The 23,363-nt window shown below is 64.5% G+C and carries 20 protein-coding genes; 9 read left to right on the plus strand and 11 right to left on the minus strand.

Annotated features, from left to right (window positions below; all coding sequences use genetic code 11):
* Positions 1–94: 94 nt before the first annotated feature.
* Entirely contained in the window at positions 95–799 is a 705-nt protein-coding gene (locus BLT25_RS14900) for a hypothetical protein (RefSeq protein ID WP_143033755.1), read from the plus strand.
* On the opposite strand, the gene BLT25_RS14905 is transcribed toward BLT25_RS14900, so the two are convergent.
* Complete coding sequence (locus BLT25_RS14905) at positions 781–1,749, minus strand: PGN_0703 family putative restriction endonuclease (protein ID WP_143033756.1); 969 nt, start codon at positions 1,747–1,749, stop codon at positions 781–783. The genes BLT25_RS14900 and BLT25_RS14905 overlap by 19 nt on opposite strands.
* Before the next feature lie 136 nt (positions 1,750–1,885).
* On the opposite strand from BLT25_RS14905, the gene BLT25_RS29915 reads away from it, so the two are divergent.
* Positions 1,886–2,038, plus strand: a complete 153-nt coding sequence (locus tag BLT25_RS29915) for a hypothetical protein (RefSeq protein ID WP_176883913.1) — start codon at positions 1,886–1,888, stop codon at positions 2,036–2,038.
* An 81-nt stretch (positions 2,039–2,119) separates the two neighbouring features.
* Here BLT25_RS29915 and BLT25_RS14910 read toward each other — a convergent pair whose 3' ends face one another.
* Together BLT25_RS14910 and zwf are read right to left on the minus strand one after the other, a co-directional pair.
* On the minus strand, positions 2,120–3,109 hold the full coding sequence (locus tag BLT25_RS14910; protein ID WP_091047267.1) for a 5'-3' exonuclease H3TH domain-containing protein: 990 nt from the start codon (positions 3,107–3,109) through the stop codon (positions 2,120–2,122).
* Entirely contained in the window at positions 3,106–4,542 is a 1,437-nt protein-coding gene (gene zwf / locus BLT25_RS14915) for a glucose-6-phosphate dehydrogenase (protein WP_091047269.1), read from the minus strand. The genes BLT25_RS14910 and zwf overlap by 4 nt, the downstream gene beginning before the upstream one ends.
* 165 nt (positions 4,543–4,707) lie before the next feature.
* Here zwf and BLT25_RS14920 point away from each other — a divergent pair, with 165 nt between their 5' ends.
* Positions 4,708–5,655, plus strand: a complete 948-nt coding sequence (locus tag BLT25_RS14920; RefSeq protein WP_091047272.1) for an arginase family protein — start codon at positions 4,708–4,710, stop codon at positions 5,653–5,655.
* On the opposite strand, the gene BLT25_RS14925 is transcribed toward BLT25_RS14920, so the two are convergent.
* Both BLT25_RS14925 and BLT25_RS14930 read right to left on the minus strand, forming a co-directional pair.
* A complete protein-coding gene (locus BLT25_RS14925) occupies positions 5,623–6,477 on the minus strand; it encodes an HAD hydrolase family protein (protein WP_176883915.1) in 855 nt (284 codons plus the stop codon). The genes BLT25_RS14920 and BLT25_RS14925 overlap by 33 nt on opposite strands.
* Positions 6,474–7,211 carry a TetR/AcrR family transcriptional regulator gene (locus BLT25_RS14930; RefSeq protein ID WP_091047277.1) on the minus strand — a complete coding sequence of 246 codons (738 nt, stop codon included), beginning with the start codon at positions 7,209–7,211 and terminating at the stop codon, positions 6,474–6,476. Before BLT25_RS14930 ends, BLT25_RS14925 begins: the two co-directional genes overlap by 4 nt.
* Positions 7,212–7,334: 123 nt before the next feature.
* Here BLT25_RS14930 and BLT25_RS14935 point away from each other — a divergent pair, with 123 nt between their 5' ends.
* Both BLT25_RS14935 and BLT25_RS14940 read left to right on the plus strand, forming a co-directional pair.
* Positions 7,335–8,120: an aminotransferase class IV gene (locus BLT25_RS14935; protein WP_091047279.1), complete on the plus strand. Its 786-nt coding sequence runs from the start codon at positions 7,335–7,337 to the stop codon at positions 8,118–8,120.
* A gap of 10 nt (positions 8,121–8,130) precedes the next feature.
* Positions 8,131–9,060, plus strand: coding sequence for an SUMF1/EgtB/PvdO family nonheme iron enzyme (locus BLT25_RS14940; protein ID WP_091047281.1), 930 nt, complete (start codon positions 8,131–8,133; stop codon positions 9,058–9,060).
* 1,571 nt (positions 9,061–10,631) lie between these two features.
* Here BLT25_RS14940 and BLT25_RS14950 read toward each other — a convergent pair.
* Positions 10,632–12,239, minus strand: a complete 1,608-nt coding sequence (locus BLT25_RS14950; RefSeq protein WP_218131344.1) for a hypothetical protein — start codon at positions 12,237–12,239, stop codon at positions 10,632–10,634.
* A 323-nt stretch (positions 12,240–12,562) separates the two neighbouring features.
* Here BLT25_RS14950 and BLT25_RS14955 point away from each other — a divergent pair, with 323 nt between their 5' ends.
* A complete protein-coding gene (locus BLT25_RS14955; RefSeq protein ID WP_091047288.1) occupies positions 12,563–13,714 on the plus strand; it encodes a PIN domain-containing protein in 1,152 nt (383 codons plus the stop codon).
* A 72-nt stretch (positions 13,715–13,786) separates the two neighbouring features.
* Here the strand turns inward: BLT25_RS14955 and BLT25_RS14960 are convergent, their stop codons facing one another.
* Positions 13,787–16,762, minus strand: a complete 2,976-nt coding sequence (locus tag BLT25_RS14960) for a TrlF family AAA-like ATPase (RefSeq protein ID WP_091047290.1) — start codon at positions 16,760–16,762, stop codon at positions 13,787–13,789.
* Positions 16,762–16,992 carry a hypothetical protein gene (locus tag BLT25_RS29500; RefSeq protein WP_143033757.1) on the minus strand — a complete coding sequence of 77 codons (231 nt, stop codon included), beginning with the start codon at positions 16,990–16,992 and terminating at the stop codon, positions 16,762–16,764. Before BLT25_RS29500 ends, BLT25_RS14960 begins: the two co-directional genes overlap by 1 nt.
* 158 nt (positions 16,993–17,150) lie before the next feature.
* Here BLT25_RS29500 and BLT25_RS14965 point away from each other — a divergent pair, with 158 nt between their 5' ends.
* Positions 17,151–18,335: an AlbA family DNA-binding domain-containing protein gene (locus BLT25_RS14965; RefSeq protein WP_143033758.1), complete on the plus strand. Its 1,185-nt coding sequence runs from the start codon at positions 17,151–17,153 to the stop codon at positions 18,333–18,335.
* 632 nt (positions 18,336–18,967) lie between these two features.
* Here BLT25_RS14965 and BLT25_RS29505 read toward each other — a convergent pair.
* The 3 genes from BLT25_RS29505 to BLT25_RS14980 form a co-directional block, all read right to left on the minus strand.
* Positions 18,968–19,954, minus strand: a complete 987-nt coding sequence (locus BLT25_RS29505) for a hypothetical protein (protein WP_143033759.1) — start codon at positions 19,952–19,954, stop codon at positions 18,968–18,970.
* A 355-nt stretch (positions 19,955–20,309) separates the two neighbouring features.
* The gene (locus tag BLT25_RS29510) at positions 20,310–20,825 is read right to left on the minus strand and encodes a hypothetical protein (RefSeq protein ID WP_143033760.1); all 516 of its coding nucleotides are present in this window, start codon (positions 20,823–20,825) and stop codon (positions 20,310–20,312) included.
* 237 nt (positions 20,826–21,062) lie between these two features.
* A complete protein-coding gene (locus BLT25_RS14980) occupies positions 21,063–21,395 on the minus strand; it encodes a hypothetical protein (protein WP_091047296.1) in 333 nt (110 codons plus the stop codon).
* Positions 21,396–21,687: 292 nt separating this feature from the next.
* Between BLT25_RS14980 and BLT25_RS14985 the strand changes: the two genes are divergently transcribed.
* Positions 21,688–22,761, plus strand: a complete 1,074-nt coding sequence (locus tag BLT25_RS14985) for a class I SAM-dependent methyltransferase (protein ID WP_091047299.1) — start codon at positions 21,688–21,690, stop codon at positions 22,759–22,761.
* A gap of 63 nt (positions 22,762–22,824) precedes the next feature.
* Positions 22,825–23,349, plus strand: a complete 525-nt coding sequence (locus BLT25_RS14990) for a 2'-5' RNA ligase family protein (protein WP_091047301.1) — start codon at positions 22,825–22,827, stop codon at positions 23,347–23,349.
* Positions 23,350–23,363 lie beyond the last annotated feature (14 nt).

Raw genomic sequence — 23,363 nt, forward strand, 5'->3', positions numbered from 1 at the left:
GTGCCGAATACTCGGTACCTCGGCCCGCGGTTCCATCCCACGCATTCTCCAGGGAGGAGCGTCATCGTCACTTCTACGGCCCAGGGGAGACGCGATGACGCCAAACGCGGACGTGAATGCCGAGGCTCCTACCGAGCTCCAGAAGCCGGAACCTGTCGAGGAGAGCCCGGCCGTGCAGAGTCCTCCGGCCTTGGGCAAGTGGCCATGGCAGGTCTCCGCAGCGATCGCCGGGGTCGCTCTGATCGCCGTGCTGGCGGTGCTGGCGCTTGGCTGGAACTACATCGTCCAGCACGATGAGGCACAGGAGCAGGCGGACTGGGAGCAGCTGCTCGGCATCATCGACCGGGTGCAGAACATCGCGCTGTTCGTGCTCGGTGCGCTCCTCGGCGTCTCGGTGACCGGCGCCGCGGCGAAGGGCGCTGCAAACGCTGCCGACCAGAACAAGAAGGAAGCCGAGAAACAGCACGACGCGGCCATCCAGAACATGCAGGCGGCGGAGAACAACATGAAGGTCGCCGAGCTCGCCGTAGGCGACACCCGCGCCGCCGCGTCGGAGCTTGCCTCGCAGATCGCCAGGGTGAAGGCCGCCTCCGGCCAGGACATCCTCGACAGGATCGGCGAGGACATCCAGGTTCTCGACCTGTCCCGGACCGACTCGATCGAGGCGCTGAGCGACCTCGGTCTGAACGGCGCCGGTCGATATGTCGTGCTTCCGCAATCGAGCCTCGACGCCGTACGTGCCCCCGACACACGCGAAGCCGAGAAACTGGTCGCCGACCTTCAAGACCGGTGGGCGTGAGCGGGACCTGCTGACCGCCGACCTGGTGGCTCGTTGCCCTGAGCCAACCGCGCAGGGATCTGGTCGTACGTCAGATAGCGCTCGGTGAAGGCCCGACGCCAGCGCTCGTGGCCGGGGACGGCGTCGATCACGTCGTTGATCGACGAGAAGCGGAGTGAGCTCGGGTCGGCCAGTTCGGTACGGACCGCTTCAACGGCTCTGCGAGCGGGGTTGTCGTCGTGGCAGGCGACAACTACGCCGATCCCGCTGGTGAAGTCGCCGGCGGCGACTCGCTGGGTGAGAAGCTGGTTGTACCAGAACTGGCGAAGGCTGGGCCGGTCCAGGCGTGTCTCCGCTCCGTCGCGCCAGGGACCGTTGACCGTCTCGACCTTGAACTTCTCAGGTGCCGGTCTGGGCTGTGCCTTGGTGAGATTCTCGGCGTACTTGCACTCGATCCCGAGGATTCCCCGCGCGCCGCCGTTCCGTGTGTACGTGACGAAGGCGTCGAACGCGGAGCCCCCGGTGTTCCCGGTGAGCGGCGCCCATTCGAGCCGTACGCCATCGACGCTCTCAGCGTCGTGATGGAACGTGCGAACCCACTCCAGGAGCGTCGACGGTTCGGCGGAGAGATGCCCGAAGAGGTTGAAGCACAAGGGCTGGGAGGAGAGGAGGTTTCGGTGGAGGCGGTCGATCTGGATGATCCCCGGCCTCTGCTCGGTCTCGAGATCGAGCCTCGCCCGTCGTGCTGCGTCGACCGCCGCCGGCGTCATGAGATTGGGGCTCCACTCGGTGCCGACCGGAAGCATCGAGGAGACGAGTCTGGTGCCGCCGGTCGAGGGCCCGGCAGCCATTCCCGTTCGGGCCTGCCGCCACCACGACTGTTGTAGCCGCAGCGTCCGCTGCCAGACGGAGTCGTTGCGCTCTCTCCACTCCGGGCTGGTCCAAGGCAGGTTGGCGTCCGTTACGGTCACGGGCTCGTTCTACCCGGGGGCAGGCGGGGCGTACGTGGCCGAAGCGAACGCACTCGCTGAAATCGGGTACGCAGGCCGGCCATCCAGCAGGAAACCCGATTGTGCCGGCGGGTTAGGAGCGATCAGGCTGACAAGCATGACACTCCCAGAACCCCTCGACGCCGCCCGCGACCTGGTCGGTCAGCGGTTCCCGGCTGCGACCCAGGCGTGGCTCGGGGGCTCGGTGATTCTCGGCGAAGCCGGGGGCAGGCTCTGGGACGGGCACTATCAGGTCGCCGCACGATGGTGACGATGACCAGCACCAGGTCGTACGCGGTATCCGTCTGGGTCACCTCGGGCCCTCGCACCTCGAGGGCGGTCAGCTAGGGGTCTACGAGACCACCGAGGCGGGATTGGTGCTCAGCACCCGCTGCGCCACCGCCGTGGTCGCCTCGACGCCGAGGAAGCCGACGACCCGGGTGACCCGGTCGATGTCGAGCGGGAGCAGGCCGGGGGTGCCGGGGATGTCCGGGGTGAGGCGGAGGTCGAGGTCCTCGTGGCACGACATCATCCGCAGGTTGAAGTCGTAGCGCTCCCGGGCGCCGGGCGCGGACAGGGCGCGGACGATGCGCGGCGCGATGCGGCGTACGCCGGTGTCGGCTGCCCACGCGTCGAGGACCTCGGTCACCTTCCGACCGTCGTTGTCGGAGATGTCGGACCAGACGCCCTCCATCGGGCCCACCTGGTCGAGCAAGGCCGCCGCGGTCTTCTCGCCGATGCCGCTCACGCCGGGCAGGTTGTCGCTGGCGTCGCCACGCAGGGCGGCGAACTCCAGGTAGCGGGAGGCGGGGACGCCGTACATCGAATACAGCCGGGCGGGGGTGAGCAGCGGTGAGCCGTTGATCCCGCCGTTGATCAGCCGCAGCACCTTGGTGTGCGAGCTGATCAGCGCGAACGCGTCGCGGTCGGAGGTGATCACGACGCAGTCCCAGCCGTTGCGGCCGGCCCAGGCAGCGGCCGAGGCGTTGACGTCGTCGGCCTCGAGGCCCGGGGGAGTGACGGTCGCGAGCCCGAGGGCGTCGAGCATCGCCCCGGCCCGGTCGAGCTGCTCGGCCAGCGTCGGGTCCTTCTCGGGGCGGCCGGCCTTGTAGTCGGGGTAGGCGTCTCGGCGCAGGGACGCGGTGCGATCGTCGAGACCGAAGAGCACCGCGTCGGGAGCGAAGGCGTCGATCGAGTCGAGGATCTGCCGCAGCATGCCGTGCAGCGCCCAGGCGGGCCGGCCGGCACGGTCGATCATCCGGGTGTGCGCCCGGGCATGATGGTTGCGGTGCAGCAGCGACGGGGCGTCGACGACGAGCAGGAGGCGGCGCGAGCCGGTCACGCGTTCCTTCCCAGCCGCCAGCCGCCGACAGGCAGCTCGAGCGCCGACTCCGGGCCCCAGGATCCCTGCGGGTAGCTCTCCACGTCGGGCCGATGCTCGAGGACCGGCTGGCAGATCTCCCAGAGCCGTTCCACCTCGCGCGCACTGGTGAACAGGGTCCGGTCGCCGTTCATGACGTCGAGGATCAGCCGTTCGTACGCCTCCAGGGGCCCGGAGTCCGGGGCGTCACCTGCGAGATCGAGGCGGAAGACGGCATCTGTCAACGCCATGCCTGGACCGGGGCGCTTGGCCCGGACCTCGATCTCGATCCGGGGGTCGTCGCTCAGCTCGATCACCAGCTCGTTGGGCTCGGTCGAACCAGGATCCGCCGCCTGCAGCCACCGGTGCCGCGGGTCGATGAACCGGATCGTGATCGTCCGCCGCCCGGCCGCGAGCGCCTTGCCGGTGCGCAGGTAGAACGGCACCCCGCGCCAGCGGTCGTTGTCGATCCACGCCTCGATGGCGACGTACGTCTCCACATCGGAGTCGGCGGCGACGTCGGGCTCCTCGCGATAGCCGTCGTACTGCCCGAAGACCACGCGTTCGGGGTCCAGCGGCCGCACAGCCGCGAAGGCGGCGGCCTTCGCCGCGCGGATCGCGCCCTCCCGGAAGGCGTGCGGGTCCTCCATAGCGACGAACCCGAGCAGCTGGCACAGGTGGGTGGTGACCATGTCGCGCAGGCAGCCGGTGCCCTCGTAGAAGTTGCCGCGCCCCTTGACGGTGAGCTTCTCCGGTACGTCGATCTGCACCGACTCGATGCTGTGCCGGTTCCACGCGGGCTCGAAGAGGCCGTTGGCGAACCGCAGCGCCAACAGGTTCTGCACGGCCTCCTTTCCGATGAAGTGATCGATCCGGAAGATCTGCTTCTCGTCGAACGCCTCGCTGAGCACCGCGTCGAGCTCGCGCGCCGACGCCAGGTCGGTGCCGAACGGCTTCTCCGCGACCAGCCGGCTGCGGACGTTCAGCTGCTCCCGGTCGAGCATCGCGACCATCGGCTCCACCGCCTGCGGGGGCACGGAGAGATAGAGGAGCCGCTGTACGTCCCCCACGGTCTGCCCGCTGTCCAGCGCCAGCCGGTCCTCGGCCTCGTGCACCGCCTCGGCCAGCGCCTTGCCGTCCTCCGCGGACGACGGCACGAACCGGATCCGCTCCAGCAGCGGCCGGGCCACGGTCTCGTCGACCTCTCCGACGAACTCCGTCAGCGCCCGGTGCACGTGGCTTCGGAAGTCCTCGTCCGTGCCCGGCGAGCGCCGCCCGCTGCCGATGACCGCGAGCTGCTCCGGAAGCCGCTTCGCCAGCGCGAGCCGGTACAGCCCGGGGAACAGCTTCCGCGCGGCCAGGTCGCCTGTCGCGCCGAAGAGGACGAGTACGTGCGGGGCTGGTTTGGTGGACACATCCTTAGTCAACCACTCGGGGTGGTGGTGTCAGGGACGCGCGGCACCGGTGGGCGTTCAGCTGCGCACCTTCGCGGCGACCACGCCGCCGTGAATGGTGGAGAACGCCTCGGCTGCAGATGTTGCGTACCCAGGACGTGGTACGCAGCTAGCTAGGATGACGCGATGTCGGTCTTTCTTCTCGATGCCCCGACCAACTTGGGCCTACGCCCACCAGAGCCGGATGCGGTGCCAGGATGCTACAAAGCGCCCGGCGCGTTGCGGGACCATGGACTGCTTGAACGGTTGGGTGCCGTCGACGCAGGCGTAGTCGTCCCGCCGCGTTACCACGGCTCCTGGGACGGACGGACTACACGCAACCTGGGGGCGATCGCCGACTACAGCAGGCGGCTGGCCGGCAGGCTCTCCGCCCTGCTCGCCACCGAGGGCTTCCCACTCGTTCTGGGCGGGGACTGCAGCATCTTGATCGGCTCGCTCCTCGCGGTCGGGGAGGGGAGCGAGCCTCGCCCGGGGTTGGTCTTCGTCGACGGGCACAGCGACTTCCGTCACCCGGGCAACACGGATGTCCTTCAAGCTGCGGCTGGCGAGGACCTCGCGATGGCCTGCGGGCTCGCCGATCCAGGGCTGGGACTGGACCGTCCGCTCGTCGATCCCGCCGACGTCGTCGTTCTCGGTGTACGCGACGATGACGAGCACCTCGCCGAGATCGCAGACCTGGGCATGCACGTCGAGACCTGCGGCAACATTCTTCGAGATGGCGTCGAGCGATGCACGGCGCGGGCGCTGGAGCATCTGGAGACCAGAGGCGTACGTGACGCCTGGATCCACATCGATGTCGACGTGCTCGATCCCGAGGTGTTGCCTGCGGTCGACTCTCCGGCTCCCGGCGGCCTCGATCAGCAGCACTTCGTCGACCTCTTGGCCACGCTCTGCTCAGTGCCGGTCGCGCGAGGCCTCGAGATCACGGTCTTCGACCCGGACCTCGATCCGACCGGGGAGCATGCCGCCGATCTGGTCGAAATGCTCGTCGCTGGTCTCGCGGGCGCGGGACTCGGTCGAGGCGGGAAGGTCAGCGATGTCTCAGATCGCTTCGTCGCGGGTCGAGCGCGCTGACCAGGTCCTCATGACGTGGCGGAGGACACCGTCCTCGGTGTTCGCGCCGATGACTCCAGTGGCGGCGGCAAGGACTTCTGAGGCAGCGTTGGCGACCGCGTACGCCTGATCCGCTGCCCCGAACATGGGCAGGTCGTTGAGGTTGTCGCCGTAGGCGATGACCTGGTCGACGTCGAGGTAGTCGCGCAGCCATGCGACAGCGTGGGCCTTGGTGGCGCGCGCGGCGCTGAGCTCGAGGTAGGTGTCCTGCGGGTGGTGCGTGTCGATCTGCGCGATGAGCGAGAGCCGGCCCCCGGTGGCCGCCGCGATGTCGGCGGTCAGGGCCGTGATCGCCGCTGCCTCGCCGATGATCGTGGCGTAGAAGATGCCGTCACGGGGGTGACGGGCCCAGTCCGTAACCGGCTGAAACCGTCGGTCCCCGACCCTGTCCGCGAGAAAGCGCCGCATCCCCTCGGACTCCTCGCCCTCCACCCACGTCGCCCGCTCGGCCGTCGGGGTGCCGTTGTAGACGACCGGCGGAACCCGGTGCTTCTCGCAGAGCCGGATCACCGTGTCGAGGTCGTCGTCCGCGATACGTTCTTCGTTGAGGATCGCGCCGGTCTGCGGGTCGAGCTGGAACGCGCCACCGGAGACGGTGACCGGGATCCGCAGGTCGAGCCCGTCGGTGACACGGGAGGCGGAGACGTACGAGCGGGCGGTTGCGTACGTGAACAGCAGGCCGTCGGCGACGAGGTCGTTGATGCCGTTCCGGGTTGTGGCCGAGAGAGTCGCGCCGGGGCCGAGGAGAGTGCCGTCGAGGTCGCTGAGGATCAGGGTGCTCAATGTGTCCCGTTCTCGTTGGTGATGAAGGTCTTGACCGATCGAGGTGTTGCGTCCAGAACCGTCATGACATCTTCAGCGGTTGCTGCCGCCAGCGCGATCCGATTCTCGGGCACGCCGCACACTCGCAGGCACGTTGCGGCGATGGCATGTGCCTGGGAAGTGACGACGTCACAGCCGCCGGAGCGGATTCGGATCACGACCTCGACCACTTGGATCAATAGGCCACCCAACTGGTTGACGCTGATCGCTGCTGCCACAGCTTCGTTGGCTATCTCGGCCCCGAGCCGTCCGTACGCCGCATTCAACTCCTGGAGCGCAGGCTTGAACTCTTGGAAGACTCTGCTGTTGCGGACGTCAGGCATCCGGTAGAGCTTCCCGATGTTGTGAGGGGCCATCGTCAACGTGTTCACGTCGATCAACGCGAGTAGGTAGAGCGTCCGCTCCGGGATGTCGGGAGCGCACTCCGCCTCGATCTTCTCGACCTTGTCGAGACTTGGCCGCACCGACAGATGCAGGAGCTCAGCAAGGATGTCGTCCTTGCCCGTGAAGTGGTAGTAGAGCGACGCCTGGCGGATGCCACACGCTTCGGCGATCTCACGCGTCGACGTACCGGAGAAGCCGCGTTCGACGAACAGTCGCGCCGCGTGGTCGAGGATCTCTTCCCGCGCTGGGCGCTCGGATGATCGTGACCCGGTGTGCCGTGGGCGGCCGGGCCCCATCTGGATCGTTGTCATGATCGATGTCCTTGAGATGGCGAGTGGATGACTCTCACGCTCGTCTGTCTCGCTCGACTCCGGAACGATCCGACCTCGACCACCTCCTGAACTTTTCTGCACTTCCATGGGAGGGTGATCGCCATGGCGACCATCCATGGCATCGAAGCGACCGCCGCCCAACTGAATGCACTCGCGCTGACCGGCTACGGTCACTTCACGTCGATGCACGTCGAAGACGGCGCCGTACGCGGCTTCGACCTCCACCTGGAGCGCCTGGTCAGCAACGCGAAGACTGTCTTCGATACCGATCTCGACCGCGACAGCCTGGTCACCGACATCCGTGCTGCGATCGCCGGATCGAGCGGGTCCTACACGCTGCGGGTGACGATGTTCGATCCCACGATCAATCTCGGAAACATCGGTACGGTGGCCGCTCAGCCGGTCCCGCTGATCACTTCACGCCCCAGCGGAGGCGGGTCGCTGCCACCGCTGCGGGCCAAGACGATCGCCTTCCAACGCGACACCCCCGAGGTCAAGCATGTCGGCCTGTTCAGCACGCTTCACCACCGTGTCACCGCGAAGAAGGCCGGCTTCGATGACGTGCTCTTCACCGATCCGATCAGCACGAACATCTCCGAGGGCAGCACCTGGAACATCGGCTTCATCACCGCCGACGGGACCGTGATCTGGCCCGACGCACCCGTCCTGCCCGGGGTGACGATGAAGTTGCTCCAAGCCTCTGGTGCGGACGAACAACGGAGTGTCCCGCTCGACCAGATCGGTGACATCCCGGCCGCGTTCGCCACCAACGCCAGCATCGGCGTACGTCCGATCAGTGCGATCGACCACCACAGCTTCGATCCCGAGCACCCAGTGATCGCTGACTTGCAGCGCACCTACGCAGCCATCCCGACCCAACGGATCTGAGGGACGCGAGATGGCGATCGTGCCGGAGTGGTCAGGCGTGGAACTGCGTGCCTTCAGGGTCGCCGCACGATGGAGCCAGGCAGACCTGGCGGCCAGGCTCGAGGTCTCCGAGCGGGGGATCGCCAAAGCCGAAGCCGCCGGCTCACGTCACAGTTTGCGGCCGATCACTCAGGCCATGCTCGACGACCTCCTTCGTCAAGCTCCTTCCGACGTCCACGCCCGCTTGATCAACCTCCTGACCCGTGACGGCGAGACCACCTACCCCGTCGTGGCCGACCCCGAGCCCGATCCCGTCCTCGGTGATCACTTCGTCAAGCACCCACGAGACGGCAAGCTCATGGTCGAAGTCACCGGCGGTATCTACCTCGCGGGCCCGGAGGACGAACCCCGCTGGGAAGACACCTTCTGGCTCGATGCCCACCCGGTAACGGGGTCCGACTATGCACGCTTCATCGCAGCAACCGGGCACCGTGCGCCCGAGCATTGGCCCGACGGCCGCTGCCCCCTCGATCTCTACACCCACCCGGTCACCCACGTGACCTGGCACGACGCCGCTGCCTATGCCAACTGGGCCAGAAAGATCCTCCCCACCTCCGCGCAGTGGGAGAAGGCAGCCCGCGGGCCCAACGGCAACATCTGGCCCTGGGGCAACGAACACACCGCCGCCAAGTGCAATGTGAAAGAGACCGGGCTCGGCACGACCTCCAAGGTCAGCCGTTTCCAATCCGGCATCAGCCCTGTATATGCCTACGACATGGTCGGTAACGTCTGGGAATGGACGCAGACCCCCACCACCAGCGGCCGCCACGAGCTCAAAGGCGGTGCTTGGACCAGCCCGCTGTTCACCGGCCGACCCAGCACCTCCAACGATGCCGACGACGCCATGCACGACAACGACACCGGCTTCCGTTGCGCCACGGTGGGTGATGGCCCGCACTGACGGAGACGGGCACAAGACCAACAACCAAACGACGCCGAGTCAGAGCAATTGACCAATGACCTGGTACGGCGCTTGACGCTCGATCCAGTCTGCGATCTCGTTGACATTGCCGTGAAGGTTGGCCGGGAGCGCCAACGATGCTGTGCCGTGCGTCGCCCGAATCGCACGCATCAGTCCGCGCAGGAGCGGACCACGTCCAGCCAGTCAGTCACGTTCGAACTCGTCCGTGATGTAGAGGATGACGAGTCTCGTGCCCCGGACGTCGTTGGTTCCGGTCCCCTCGATGTGGTGCCACGGAACCAGATCAGGCCAGGAAGTCATTGTGCCGCGCCGCCCACCGACGGAAGGTCTGACCCCGTCGGCGTCGACGACCACGACGCTAGCTCGCATTGCTAGGAGAACCAGCGCCGGAACGCAGACGACACCAAAGAACACGACAGCTGCCCGGCCCCACACCTGAGCCTCTGTCACCGAATCGAAGAGAGAACGATCCCGAGGCCGATCCCCGCGAAGGCTAGACATCCTAGTGTCATCAGCCACGGCCGCTTCTTGGAGATGGCGAACTCGACCCGACCATTCGCCGCCAGTTCCTCGTACCACAAAGGTCGATTCGGCTGCTTTGCTCTTGGCCGCCGCGGAAGTATCACGCATCGGGCCTAGCCGAACCGCGTCTGCGCAGCCTTGCCGCGTCTACGTGCGGGGAGTGCGTCGATCCGCCCACTATGACGCAGCTCCGATCGGCCGCGTTGCTGAGACCGCCCCGATCGTGGGTGGGGCCAGCAACGACCAGCCCGCCCGTCCGTGTGATCTGCACGGGTCCAGAGTTCGACTAAAGTGTCCCCATGCCCGCAGGAAGCTCCTGTCCGAACAGGACACACAGCGGCACCGCCGGCCTGCACCCGCGGTCGCGCCAACGACCTTCCGCGGTGACCTCTGAGTGGAGCGCGCACCGCGGCAAAGTGACACCGGCGGCAGACCACTCGCCGACGTCGGTGAGAACCGTCAGCCGATAGGGGCTGGCGTTGAGGTGTCCGCGCTACGGCTTGCCAAGGTACGTTGTGAGCTTCTCCGACTCAGGCCACCCCACCGGCCTTCACTCAAGGCGACTTGCCTGCCAATGACGGCGATCGTATGGAGAACGTCCTTCAGCCTCGCCTCCGCCTCTGGATCGCCGGGGTGCCCGCGTCGCCGCCGAGGACAAGCTGGCGCACCTCGGACCTCGTAGCCGTGGCGTCTCATCGACAGGCTGACTGACCAGGACTGCGCCACCATCGTGGCGACGTATGGAGCAGGTGGGGTGTCCTTGGTCGAGCTCGGTAAGCAGTTTGGCGTCAGCGACTACTCAAACCGCAAGGTACTGCGGCGAGCTGGCGTCAAGCCGAAGCGCAGCCCGGCCACAGACGAGGCTTGTCGCACCATCTCGGAGCGACGACGCGACGGCATGTCTGTGACTCAGATTGCTCGTGAGGCCGGGCGGTCCGAGACGGCTGTCCGGCTCATCCTCAACGAGCTTTAGGCCACGTCAGCTCGACCTGGGTCCATGTCAAAGGCTGCTCGCCTCAGCTTCGGCGTCATCCGTTAGGACCGAGCTCCGAAAGGTCGGCAAACATCTGAGTAGCCTCGCGCATCAGCTTCTCGATGAAGTCTGTCTTACTGAGGCCGTCTAGTTCTTCCGCCAGGAACGCCTGGCCGCTCGAACCTGAAGTGTGCGCAGCGATACGTGACCTGAGCCCTTGGATACGACGTAGAAGCGCGATGTCACGATCGACATGCTCGTAGCCATTGGCCTGGAGGAATCGCTTGAGCTTGGAGATTCCCTTCTCGTCCTTGACGGGCGACAAGTCCTTCGCAATCGCTGCCTCGTTCAGTAGGTCGATGAGTAGCTTTGCGAGGCTCAGCAGCTGCGCCTCGAACTCAGAGTCAGTGCTATTTAGTGGTATCCGGACGCGCTGAATCAACTCGGCATCGCTTCCATCGGCCGCGCGGTACAGACCCCATCCCCACTTCTCGATCCAGTTCCGCTGAATGGCGAGGTATGCGTTCTTGAACAGGTGCTCCGGGTTCTCGGACTCAGCGAACTGGGCGAGGAACGATCTCCGGAAGGCGGATTCGCTCATTTTCGCGAGAGGAGGGACATTGTAGGCGCGCCAGTGATCTCGGTGGCTGCTCGGGATGTCTCGACCGATGTCGCCTAGGAACACCATGACGGCAGCCGGGTTGCCATTGTCAATATGCACACCCCAGAGATGCCCGCAGCGAAGGCGACCGTCGGTCACCGAATACAGTGCCGGGTCATCGTAGTACCGCTTGAGCACCTCAGGCTTGAAGAAGACAGGGGTCAGGTAGTTCGGCGCATCAGGGTTCATGCCGAAGTAGTTAGCAAGCTTGTCTTCCTCGCACGTGAACCTCACCGGGCGTCCATCCTCATCCTCGCCGATGATGAACTCCGGGTACTCCTCGTCATCACGGTCCCAGGGCCAGATCCTGCTCTTCTCCTGCGGCGGTGGCGGCAGGATCCGCTTCACAAGTAGTCGAGAGAACACCTGACTTTGATCGAGGTCGATGTCGCCAACCCCCAAGAAGACGACTGAGTCGTTCTCAACATGGTCTTCCTCCCTCAGGTCCTCGAAGGTGTCGGTCCCCTCGTCCGTGTCAACGAACACACGGGTGTCTGAGAACAGAAGTAGGTCGAGTTGACGGGCAGCCTGGTAACGGCGCAGGAGTGGAGTACGGACACGGATCTGGGACCCGGTGAACTCGATCGCGAGCTCCTTCGAGCCGTCTTCACTAAGGCTGTAGAAGTTTCCGGTGGTCTTGTCTTCCCAAAGCTGCAGCAGAAGACGGAACTCTTCGGAGATGAGGTATGCGTCCGGCACGACGCCGTGCATCCGCTGCACCAGGACGAGGGGCTCGAGATCCGGCCCGTCGATGTTGCGGTGGTAAGCAGTGACCCACGCTCCGTCGCCGTCGTAATGCTGGGAGAATCCGGGGAAGCCGCCCCCTGTTGACATGTCCCACCCGGCGCTTTGCATCGCACGCTCGCGGTAACTTGGCGTGGCGAACGTCGCGAAGCGCCCACCATTCCTTTCGCCGGACTCGTGCCAGCTGTCGCAGACCACGGTCCACGGACCGTTTCCATTGGTCTGACTCGCCTTGCGTTCGCTGGACTGCCTCAGCACCTCAGCAGCATCGTCGTGACTTACTGTGTTCCCCATACTGCGCCTGATTATGACAGCAGGCACCGACACGTCAAGGCTGCGCAAAGTTCGCCCTCAGAATGAGGAGCTGGAGTAGTCGGACCGTTGACGATCTCCGAGCCAACGGGACGCCTTGACGACGGTGTACCAATCGCTGGCCTCCCGCTGGGGATCCTCCGCGTACCTCTGTCGGGCGTGCCGAGGTGATCTACTGCCGCAACGCTGTCGGCAGGTCGCTGTTGCTGAACACAATCGACGGCCAGGCGGCATACTTGGCAACACAAGCAGGGTGAGGGGTTGTCGAGATGGCAGACGAGTCGTCGGAGTTCATCGTTGTCGTCGACACCACCACTCTCTACGATGACCTGCGCCTCCGACGCCTCAACTGGATGCAGATCCTGGCGCTATGCGCGAAGGACGAGATCAGCCTTGTGGTGCCTCATGCTGTCTTCCTCGAGTCAGTACGTCATTGGAGGCGGCAGGCAGACCAAGCCGTGAAGGACCTCCAGTCCAGCATCAAGAAGCTGAGCGGCCTTGGTCTCGCTGCAGGTGATGCGCCACCGCCCGACCTAGTGGACGTCGAGGAACACGAGCAGTATCTCAAAGAGCGGCTCATGAAGGTCGGCGCCGACCTTCATGGATTGCCCGAGGCTGCGACACCTGCCAAACTCTTGGAGCGGGACCTCCGTGAGCGCAAGCCGTTCGCGTCCTCCGGCAAGGGGCTTCGAGACGCTCTGAACTGGGAGACAATCCTCGAGTTCGCCGCGAAGCCAAGCAGTGGCTCGATCTACTGGGTGTCGAAGAACTCGGCTGACTTCGGCAATGGCCAGGGAGGACTCCACCCGGACCTCGTTGAGGAACTCGATGATGCTGATCAGGTTATCTGGGTTTCGACACTTGCCGATCTCCTCAAGCGTCCAGAGATCGCTCCGCTCGTTGGCGGGCTCGCCGCAAGTCCAGAGGAGTTGGAGGAGTACCTAGCAACGACGCTCGTCACTGCCGGGAGTGAGACTGCACCGCAAACCACGGACGACTTCATTCGCGATGCCCTCGTCGACGCTGCTGAGCGCCTCCTTGGAGAGACCGTCGAGGGCCCGTACGCGGCATACGACGACGGAGGATCATTCGACGAGATCGGTCTTCCAAGTGCGGTCAGCGAAATGACGATCGAATATGTCGACGCTGACCCGGGGACCGTTCAGTGGCAGGTCTACGAGGCCTTTGACGGCACTACGTTGCTGATCGCCGCCACGATCGGGGCCAACCTGTCTTTCGAAGGCTTTGCAGACAAGTTTGAGGCACTTCACGCCGAAGGCTTCGAGATCCGCGAGTTCGATTGGAATGACCACGTCGCCCACGTGACCTTCACTCGCGCCGTCGTTCTCAAGTTTCAACTCCAAGTCGAAGAAGGCGTCGGCGTTGACTACGTCGAGTTCGAGGGCGCCGAGCCTGCGTAGTAACAAGAGGCTCGTAATCCCGTCTCAGAGCGGTGCAGGTGATCGCGGCGTACAGCACGCACAGCACCGCCCCTAGGTCAAGCGGATCCGTAAACGCCGCGCCCGCTCCTCGAACGCCTGCTGTCCACCCTCCAGGATCTCGCAGACTTGCTGTCGAATGACCGGATTCTCCAGGCCGCCACTCGTGTACGTCATTTCAGGCAGACGACCCGGCCGATGCGGGCCTGCGGTGGCGACAATCACCTGGTCAGCGTCAGTATTGACGACCAGGTTTGCATTGTGCGTCACGATGATGATCTGTCGACGGCGCCGAGTCTCAACGAACCGGCCGACCAGCTCATCGAAGATGGACTTCGGGTCAAGGTTCTCCTCGGGCTGGTCGATGATCAGCGGCCGGTCATCCGTTTGGTCAACCGCGAGATAGAGAAGCAGCAACACGATCCCCCGTGTGCCCGGTGACAGTTGCTCGATCGCGACACCGTCATACTCCACTCCGTACGCGACCGAGATGTGTTCGGTGCCGTTGAGCCAGGTCGAGACATCCGCAGCCCACCGGCGGAACGCCTGCACGTCCGAGGATGGGACCTTGGATTGCTCGATAAAGTGCTGGTCGTGCTCGTCCCGGAACATCGCCATGGCTTCGGCGACGTCGGTGCTCGCACCATTTTCCCAGGCGGGCAGCAGCTTCTCGTGGACTTGGTTGAGGAGCTCGCCACGGCCGCGAAACACGCCGGTACGAAGGTCAAGGAGAGACTCTCCCCGAGCCGCCCATGCCTCGATGTCGACCACCCGTCTGACACTGAAGGTCAACTTGCCGAGCGTTCCAGCCTCGGCGCCGAGCATGTCCTTGAGGGGCCCGTACATCGTCTCGAGTTGCTCCTGCTCCGCAGCAAACCCGTCGAAGAGGGACGCGTACGCCTGCTTCCGCTTGAGCATCAGCGCCTTGACACGGTCGCTGGCGCCTTCGGCATCCTTGATGCTTCGATCTGCTGAAGCAAGCGCGGACTCTGTCTTAGCGATCTTGTCATTGAGCGCTCGGAGCTGTTTCTGCCGGTTGGCATCGAGGCCGATGAGCTCCCCTATGCGCCAGGCTTCAGCCCGTAACATCGCGAGCGGGATGGTCGATAGGTCGACTGCATCGTCTACGAATGGGGGAAGCTCGTTTGCCGGCTGGCTTGGCTTCGGGATAGCTGGCCCTGTGAGATCAGTGATTGACTCCCGTATCGTCTTCAGTCGCTCCGACACGAGCTCGGCCGGGTTGCCAGCGAACTTCAGGTTGAAGTTTTCCCACTCAGTAGCCGAGAGACCCGCCCCCGAATAGTCACGCTCCAACTCCGCCCTTATGGCTGGGAGGCGTCGAGTGGCAATGTCCTTGACGGCGTCAGCCAGGCCATCGAACGCCTGCTCCCGTCGTCTGTGGGAATCGATTTCGGCCTGTTTTATGACAAGAGCAGCGTTCAGCGCTTCGAGGCGCTGGGCGCGGACCTCCCCGCCCACTACGACGAGGCCACCACGAGCCCGCTTGTCTTCCGCGAGAACTCCTGCAAGCCTTGCCCTTTCCTTGATCAGGCCCGGCAACTCGTCGCGCGACGCGTGTTCAGACTCGATCTGCGCGGCGAGGCCGTCAATCTCGCTCTGGGCAAAGCGTCGCAAGTCTCGCCCATGGCTCGCCCGAAGATCGAGAAGTTCACGGAAGGTAGATGCGCCCAGTCGCTCCTCGTAGGGGTGTGCCTCGAAGATGACCCGCTCGATCTCAGCGATCAGTTCATCCGTGATTCCCTCAGACGAGCAGAGGCGTTCTACGAACTGCTGCGAGAGATACCGAGCGCGCGGCGTGTCACCGTCATCGACGAGATCCGGCGGAAGCTCGGCCTCGGAGGTAGCTCCATCGCCCCATGCGACGGCGACACTCGTTCCCGCCAAGTGCTTGCGAGCGCGCTGAAGAAACGTCTGGTCGGACATGTCGATGCTGGCTGCTCCAGCACCAGCCGCGATCAAGTCAGCGAGCGCAGTCTTGCCCGAACCACGGGAGCCAATGATGGCGACCAAGCCCGGAGCGAGTGGCAACTCTGGCGTCGTAACCCAGTCCGCGCCGGACACGGTCACCGAGTCGATGATCCGGTAGTCGAGCGCCCCCTTGAGAGGCTGATCGCCGACGATCACGCGTTCCTTCGGCTCTAGGCAGGCTTGTCGCAGAGCCTCGAAGGCGGCGTCTCCCTTGATCCACGTATACCGATTCTCATCGGGTTTCCCGACGTCCGCAAGCCTGTGTGCATCACTGCCGTGTATGCAGGCCTTGGGACCGTCGTACCTGTTGAAGAGATCCTCGATACCGAGGACGCCTTCTCCGATCCAGAAGCCACGCTGCGCCGGAGAACTCGCGAATATCACGCGCGCGAGGCGCTCAATCTCTACTCGGACAGCCTCAAGTGAGCCCCTGGCATCACGGACACCGGAGGTGCCATCCGTAGTGCCGGCTGCCACGCCAACGATGATGTTGTGTCGCGCCCAAGCGCTTTCCTCCAGGGACTGTTTGAGGTTCTCCAGGGTCACCTTGAACAGATTGGTACCTGCAGTCAGAGCTGCCGTCTCGTCCGTGATCGACCCGTCGTGTGCCTTGCCGAGTCGGATCAGATCTGTTCGATCACAGACGTATGACTCGCGTCCAGATAAGAACCTCAACGTTCGCAGGAATCGCCGAGTCTCATCGACATGGCTCGGATCTTCGGGCGAGACCAGGAGATGGATGTTGACGGGGTGGTCACGGGCCGTGGCCGTCGGAAGACGCAGCTCGATGTTCGGGAAGATCAGCCCGACGTCGGGAAGCCGACCGGCCATCTGATATTCGAGGACTTTCTCGTACTGATCGATGCTGCAGTAGTCCGTGACTCCAAGGGCTTCGATCCGGGGTTCAGAATGCTCGATGAGCGTCAGGTAGTCGTCCCACGCGTCCGGCCCGAACTGGTTGTTCATCGCAGTATCAGGAGTGTGGATGTGGGGATCCCATCGCCTCCACACCGACCCACGCGGGTCGGCCTGCGACCTCATCACGTCTCGTCTCCGATACTGAACGGGCAAGCCCCATGCCCTCCTTCACCCGGCGCATCGGCCGCCGTGACGTCAACATCTGTGTTGGCAAGGCATGAGATGACCTGCTTCGCAGGCAATCGGTCTTCCTCGGGCCCGACCCAGGGCTCCTCGCGGATGCGATCGTTGAGCCGCGCAGGGCTCGGTCCCAGCATGCGGTCCAAACGCTCGCCGCGCAGCGTGAGTTCCATGCAACTGTTGTAGCGCACATGGAAGACGGCGGGAGGCATCTCGCCGCAACTGCCTGACGAGCCCGTGGACATCGATCAGTGCTCGCGAGATGGGACTCCCCCTGGGACAGCGCATCGCCACACCCTGGTTCGTCGGTGCTCACTGCTAGAACTGTCCTATGAGCAAGGATCCTCAGCCGTGCCGGTTCAAGAACGTGAGCCCCGCGGCCAAACAGATCCTCGCGGTCGGAGAATCAGATCGCTACGAGTTCAAGCGCGACGTCGATGCGGTCACCCCGAAACTCCTCGCGGGACTGGCGAACTGGGTGTCCCTCGATCCGGAGCGCGACGCTGCTCACTTGCTGGTAGGCGTCGATGAGACCGAAGACAAGGACACCGGTCTCGTCTACGGCGTGCCGTGCGGGCTGGCGAAGGGACTCGACAAAGCCGTCGCGCGTATTCAAGACATGGCGAGCAAGACCCGACCGATCCCAGTAGACGTCCGCATCGTCGAGGAAGGCGTCGAAGAACCTACGCCGTTCATCCGAGTCGAGATCCGACCGACAATGGCTCCGCATTTCGACGACGAGGGGCGCCGCCAAACCAGGCAGGGTCGATCCACTCGTGCACTCACCGATGACGAGTTACTCGGCATCTACCTTGATCGGGAGGCGGGGAGTTTCGCGACGCGTTTCCGACAGACAACGACGGAGTTGCAGTCAGCGGTTGGCGCGGTCGGTAGTCAGGTCGACCAGATCGCCGACGCCATCGAGAAGAACATCGCCAAGCCAATCGAACGAATGACTGCGACCGCGGCCGAAGCTGCAGATGCCGCTCATTCCGCAGCCTCGTCCGCCGACTCAGCCGAAGCAGCAGCAGGCTCGGTGTCGTATGAGGTCGAGGATGTCCAGCGGCTGGTCAAGGACCTTCATCGCGTGGTCGAGCAGATCCAGGACGAGGACCCGCAGAGCCTCGCATCCCGCGTTATCTCGTCGCGCCGGAAGATCTGGTGGGCCTTCACCGTGGATACATTCGAGCACACCTCTCTCCGAGCGACGCGCCTCGCGAAGGAGTTGCGCGACCTGCTTCAAGGCGACGTCGCCATCGACGCCGGCCACAACGCCTGGGAGCTTGGCCTCTGGGAGGCTCTCCTCGGTGAACGCAAAGCCAGGGACAAGGGGCGTGGAACGCAGAAGTGGTGGGGCGGCGTGGTGAAGGAAATCCCCAAGCTCATGGAGAGGCCGCAGTACGGCCCACCGAGCTTGCCCGATCTCCATGCGGCGATCCGGGCCGACATCGATCATGAGGTAGACGACTCCGACAGCGTGACGAACCAGTTCCGCGCCCTCATCGACGAGGACTGACCCCCTCATCATGCGGACGCCGCCGAATGCTCGAAGCCGCCACCTCCGCGCAGACTGAAGCTCGAAGTCAGTCTCCGCGGAACAGCTCGACTATCTTCGCCTCGAAGGCATCGCGTGCCAGTCGAGAAGCCCTTCCTTAGCTATCGACTTGCGGTGTGGAGATCAGTACGTGGCGTCCGAGACGAACCTCCGCGTGCCATTGGTCTGGGCTGACGGCATCGCACACGATGACGGTCTGAAACATCACCTGCTGCATAGGTTCCGGCCAGGTCGCACCAGGTTCGATCCGCCGACCGCTGAGGCTGCGCTCGATGTGCATGCCGTAACTCATCGCTCGTCCCTTGTTCCAACAGTTCGCAGAACGTCGCTCGCGGATTCGTGCTTGTCCATAATCTTCTCCAGGCGCTGGATGGCGGGTTCCTACTTCGTCATACGTGAGTACGCCAGTACCAGCCGCGCGGCACGTAGATGTAGCGGTGTTTTGAGCCGTTCCTCGAGCAGATCTGACATGCTATATCCCTCTCGCGGTGATCCCCCTCGGACCTGAGGGTAGATGGCCGAACCGACAGGTTGCCGAACTGGACCGCCCGGCGCAGCGCTTCGACGAAGCCAGGAGACCTGAAGAGGCACAGCTAGGCTGTCTGGTCGCCAGAGAAGCCATCTGTAGAAGTAGCGTCAGATGGTGCCACATCGTCATAATCTGACTCATCCGGGACCGATCGGCCCGAGATTTCACGCTGATACCACGCAATATAACCGAGAACGGCGGCAAGGCCCGCTCCAAATCCAACGACAAGAACAAATAGGAGCCAGACTGGAATCGGCTTTGACCAGAAGGCCATCACTAGGAGTGGCGCCATGATCCCCGCGATTGAAAAGGCCGCAAGAATCCATACGGCCGAGGTAACACCTACTGGTTGAGCGAAGTCATCCAAGTCACGACCGAGGCGCTCCACTTCGTGCTCGCCGGCCACGACCAGCGCGTGAAGGTCAGACTCGCTACGAATCGACTCGTCTAGCCGGCGCATCTCGATCTCATGGCTAGTGGGCGAAGTGACAAACCTAAGAGTGTCGGTACCTATGTTTCCGAAGTCGTAGCGCGCGCTTGGACGCAGCCCTCCAATGACAGATGACGCGACGCGAATAAACAGGTCCCGATCTTCCTCAGCAAACGTGAGCCCTCGCTCGACGAGCGAGTCGAAGGAGAGACGTCTGTGGTCACGTTCGGTTATCAGATCCGTAACGTCAGCAAAGGAAATATCAACACGCTTCCGAAGTTCCTCCGCATACGGAAGCATCTCCTCCAGGCTACTACCGCGAGGCACGTCAACGAGTTCCGCCGTGCCCTTGCCCTCTGACTCCAAGCGCTCATCAATGAGTTTGTCTAGAAGCCACTCCTCCATCGTTTCGATCGAGTTGCCTAGCCGGTACTCATGGGCAGGCTCGTATTCGGCTCTATGTAGAACGAGGCGTTGCTCGGCCGCCTTGAGTTGCCGAGCGATTCCCTCGCGCTCCGACGAAAGCGCAACCAGACGGCTCACCAAGAATCCGCCGATAATCGCTACCATCGCGGCAGCTGACTGACTTAGCGTAGATAGGAGTGAGTTAGCATCTTCCACGCGTTCACACTATCCTACGGAAACCGTTGGACCCGGCCTCAAAAGCGACGCAGAAGCCGGCACATCAACGACCCATTCACAAGCCTCGAGGAGGCGATGGGCGAGCGGACGACCAGCACCGTTGGCTTCCTCGACAGCCCAGACTCGATCCGGCCATGCCCTGACGTAGTTCCGCATCACGCAGGGCAGTCCCTTCTTGAGCCACGCCTCGTCACGATGACCGGCGGGCCGCAGACCGGAAGAGAGCCACACCCGTTAGCCGGTGGGCAGCCGCATAGAGAGCTGCCCGCCGATCACCTGGACCGAGTCTGGCCAGACACCGATCGTGCAGTCGAGTGTCTAGTAGCCGTTTCTGTCATTCCCCAAGCAGACCCTTCCGACCTGTCCCGCGTGGCTCAAGTGCCCCTCCTGGCATCGGGACCCGCAGGGGCGAGCCACCGTCCCAGGTGACGATCAGTTCATTCCCCTGTCCGATGTGGGCGCTCGGCCGCGTCGCAGTGAACTTAATGCTGCCCTGGGACTCAACGACTGGCACCGTGAGCATGCCAGAACCGCTCGCTGAGAAGCCCTGTTCAACCAAGGGGCCGCCAAGGAATTGGATTGATGGGGACGAAACCCTGACGTCATTTGCTGCATGAGTACCGATGTTGCGCAGAATGTAGTTGCCGTTCTCTAACGGCTCGACTTGCCAACGCACCCGATTCGCGAGCTCTTCCACCAGATCCCGCTCACGCCGCGCCGCCTGCTCACCTTCAAACAGGTCGTTTGCGCGCTTCGCCTCGATTGCTTGGACGCGCGTGTACCACACGGCCAAGAGCGAGATCGCTATGGCCGCTGCCGACAAGAACAAGCTAACGAACGCTGCCGTCATGCTCACACTGTCCCAGACGAGAGGCGCGAGCGGAGGAGATAGCCGAGACGCGCGACCGTGATAGCTGATCGGGCGACGTCGGTGAGCGCCCATTCGTCCCGTAGCGCGAGAACTTGGCACACCAGTCGGGTCAGAACACACCAGTCCCGTAGCCCGTGGGCGCGTCTATTCGCCGCGAGCGCGCTACATCGCCGCGATGGTCACTCACCGAAGGGCGGGCTGTCGAGGTCTCCCTTCCTATGGCGTCGTCGTAGCGAGGAGGCGTCGCGCACGACGACCCAGATCACTCAGATCCACCCGACCCTCCTCAGCCGCGGCCGCCAGACGCACGGCGAGGTCCATTGCCTCGTCGAGCTCGGGTGCTGTGACCGCGGACTCCTGGCCCATATCGCGAAGGATTGTGATCTCGGTCCTGGACGCGATCAAGGGGTCGGTGACCCCGTCGATCCAGACTCGAGTGCGATGGCCATCGCCGCGTTCCTCCCCAGTGATGCGCTCCAGCGCGAAGATACGGTCGGCGCGCGCGAACTTTCCGAAACCCAATGCCACCATCCGGGAGTCCGATGCCATGTGGTCATCTTGCCATTACGCATCGAACTTTGATCTGGCGTGCAACCCCGGCTGAGAGAAAGGTCCCGCGTCATACCGCCGCGAAGGTCTCATCACCCATTTGGGGTCGGTCGCTTGAGCGACAACAGGCCGTGCATGGGTGGGCGCGGCGGGCCTGTGAAGCGGCCGGTCGCGGTCGTATTGCTCCATCCTGGCGTCTTGTTCGTCGTGTCGGTCGAAGCGACGTACCTCAAACCAAGTAGGGCTCGAACAGGACTGCTCAGGTGGACGTCGGGCGGCGGATGGTGGATCGATGGACGCATCGCAGCAGACGGCAGACGAAGTGGCGGAGCGACTCTTCGGGTCGATCCTCGGCACGGTCGAGACGGTCTCGATCTTCATCGGGGACCGGCTCGGTTGGTATCGGTCCCTGGTGGATGACGGGCCGGCGAGTGCGGTCGAGCTGGCGGGGCGTACGGGGACGCAGGCTCGGTACGCACGGGAGTGGCTGGAGCAGCAGGCGGTGGTGGGGCTGCTGGTGGTCGAGAGCGATGGCGACCCTGACGAGAGACGCTTCGCCATCCCGGCGAGCACGGCGGAGGTGATGACCGATACGAGCAGCCTGGCCTATCTGGCGCCGATCGGCCGGATGTTCGCGGCGGTGGGGCCGGCGCTGCCTCGGCTGCTGGAGGCGTACCGAAATGGCGGTGGGGTGAGCTGGGACGAGCTCGGAGATGATGCGAGGCAGTCGCAGGCGGATGCCAACCGGCCGTGGTACGAGAAGCAGCTCGGGCCGGCGCTGGCCGGTGTGCCGGAAGTCCACGAGGCCCTCTCCGTGAAGGGATGCCGGATTCTCGACGTGGGCTGCGGTGGGGGATGGTCGAGCATCGCGCTGGCTCGCGCGTACCCCGAGGCCACCGTGCTCGGGATCGACATCGACCAGCCCTCGGTCGACATGGCGGTGGCGAACGCGCGCGAGGCAGGGGTCGAGGAGCGGGTGCGGTTCCTGTGCCAGGACGCGGCGACGCTGCCGGAGGGAGCGGTCGACATGGCCTTCGCCTTCGAGTGCGTCCACGACATGCCACGGCCGGTCGACGTGCTCAGTGCGGTGCGGAAGACGCTCGCGCCGGGTGGGTCCATGGTGGTGATGGACGAGGCCGTGGCGGACAGCTTCGCGCCGGACGGCGACGAGCTGGAGCGGATGATGTACGGGTTCAGCCTCCTGGTGTGCCTGCCGGACGGGCTCTCCTCGCCCCCGAGCGTCGGGACCGGGACGGTGATGCGGCCTTCGACGCTGAAGGGTTACAGCGAGGCGGCGGGGTTCAGCGGGTTCGAGGTTCTCCCGATCGAGGGGTTCGGGTTCTGGCGGTTCTACCGGCTCTTCTGATCCGTCGTCGGGGCGAGCCGTTCAGGGCACGCGTACGCGCGCGGCTTGTGTCACGCTGATCTCATGGCGCTCGCCGTGTGCCAGCTCTTCGACGCCCGGTCCGACCGCCTGGTGCGGGAGCTCTGGGCGCGGTTGGAGGAGGCCGGAGTCGGCACCATGGCGAGCCACACCCACGGCCGCCACCATCCGCACCTCTCGTTCGCGGTCCTGCGGACGTGGGAGCTCGGTCCGGTACGCGACATGCTGGACGGACTTCCGGAGGGTGAGCCGTTCCGGTGCTCCAGTCATGGCTCCGTGATCTTTCCACGTGGTCGGGTGGCGCTGGCGCCCTCGTTCCCCGCCACGGTGGCGATGCGGCAGGACCGTGTCGCGAGAGCACTCCTCGAGGCCGGGGCAGACCTGCACAAGCACTACCGGCCCGGGCTGTGGTTGCCGCACGTGTCGGTGGCGACCCGTGCCTCGGCGGGCCAGCTTCCGGTGATCGTCACCGCCGTCGCGGATGTCCTCCCGCTCGAGCTGCATGCGATTCGCACCGCCTTGGTGGACAGCAGCAGCGGCCGGATCTGGTGGCTGCCCCGGATGCTCTGACCGGCTCTCTTGAC

The organism is Nocardioides sp. YR527, from assembly GCF_900101045.1.
In the GTDB taxonomy this organism is placed as follows: Bacteria; Actinomycetota; Actinomycetes; order Propionibacteriales; family Nocardioidaceae; genus Nocardioides.

Excerpts from the sequence above, each read along its gene's own strand:
- BLT25_RS14900 (WP_143033755.1), top strand. The coding sequence starts at position 95 with ATGACGCCAAACGCGGACGTGAATGCCGAGGCTCCTACCGAGCTCCAG.
- BLT25_RS29915 (WP_176883913.1), top strand. The coding sequence starts at position 1,886 with ATGACACTCCCAGAACCCCTCGACGCCGCCCGCGACCTGGTCGGTCAG.
- BLT25_RS14920 (WP_091047272.1), top strand. The coding sequence starts at position 4,708 with ATGTCGGTCTTTCTTCTCGATGCCCCGACCAACTTGGGCCTACGCCCA.
- BLT25_RS14930 (WP_091047277.1), bottom strand. The coding sequence starts at position 7,211 with ATGACAACGATCCAGATGGGGCCCGGCCGCCCACGGCACACCGGGTCA.
- BLT25_RS14935 (WP_091047279.1), top strand. The coding sequence starts at position 7,335 with ATGGCGACCATCCATGGCATCGAAGCGACCGCCGCCCAACTGAATGCA.
- BLT25_RS14940 (WP_091047281.1), top strand. The coding sequence starts at position 8,131 with ATGGCGATCGTGCCGGAGTGGTCAGGCGTGGAACTGCGTGCCTTCAGG.
- BLT25_RS14955 (WP_091047288.1), top strand. The coding sequence starts at position 12,563 with ATGGCAGACGAGTCGTCGGAGTTCATCGTTGTCGTCGACACCACCACT.
- BLT25_RS14960 (WP_091047290.1), bottom strand. The coding sequence starts at position 16,762 with ATGAGGTCGCAGGCCGACCCGCGTGGGTCGGTGTGGAGGCGATGGGAT.
- BLT25_RS29500 (WP_143033757.1), bottom strand. The coding sequence starts at position 16,992 with ATGGAACTCACGCTGCGCGGCGAGCGTTTGGACCGCATGCTGGGACCG.
- BLT25_RS14965 (WP_143033758.1), top strand. The coding sequence starts at position 17,151 with ATGAGCAAGGATCCTCAGCCGTGCCGGTTCAAGAACGTGAGCCCCGCG.
- BLT25_RS29510 (WP_143033760.1), bottom strand. The coding sequence starts at position 20,825 with ATGACGGCAGCGTTCGTTAGCTTGTTCTTGTCGGCAGCGGCCATAGCG.
- BLT25_RS14980 (WP_091047296.1), bottom strand. The coding sequence starts at position 21,395 with ATGGCATCGGACTCCCGGATGGTGGCATTGGGTTTCGGAAAGTTCGCG.
- BLT25_RS14985 (WP_091047299.1), top strand. The coding sequence starts at position 21,688 with ATGGACGCATCGCAGCAGACGGCAGACGAAGTGGCGGAGCGACTCTTC.
- BLT25_RS14990 (WP_091047301.1), top strand. The coding sequence starts at position 22,825 with ATGGCGCTCGCCGTGTGCCAGCTCTTCGACGCCCGGTCCGACCGCCTG.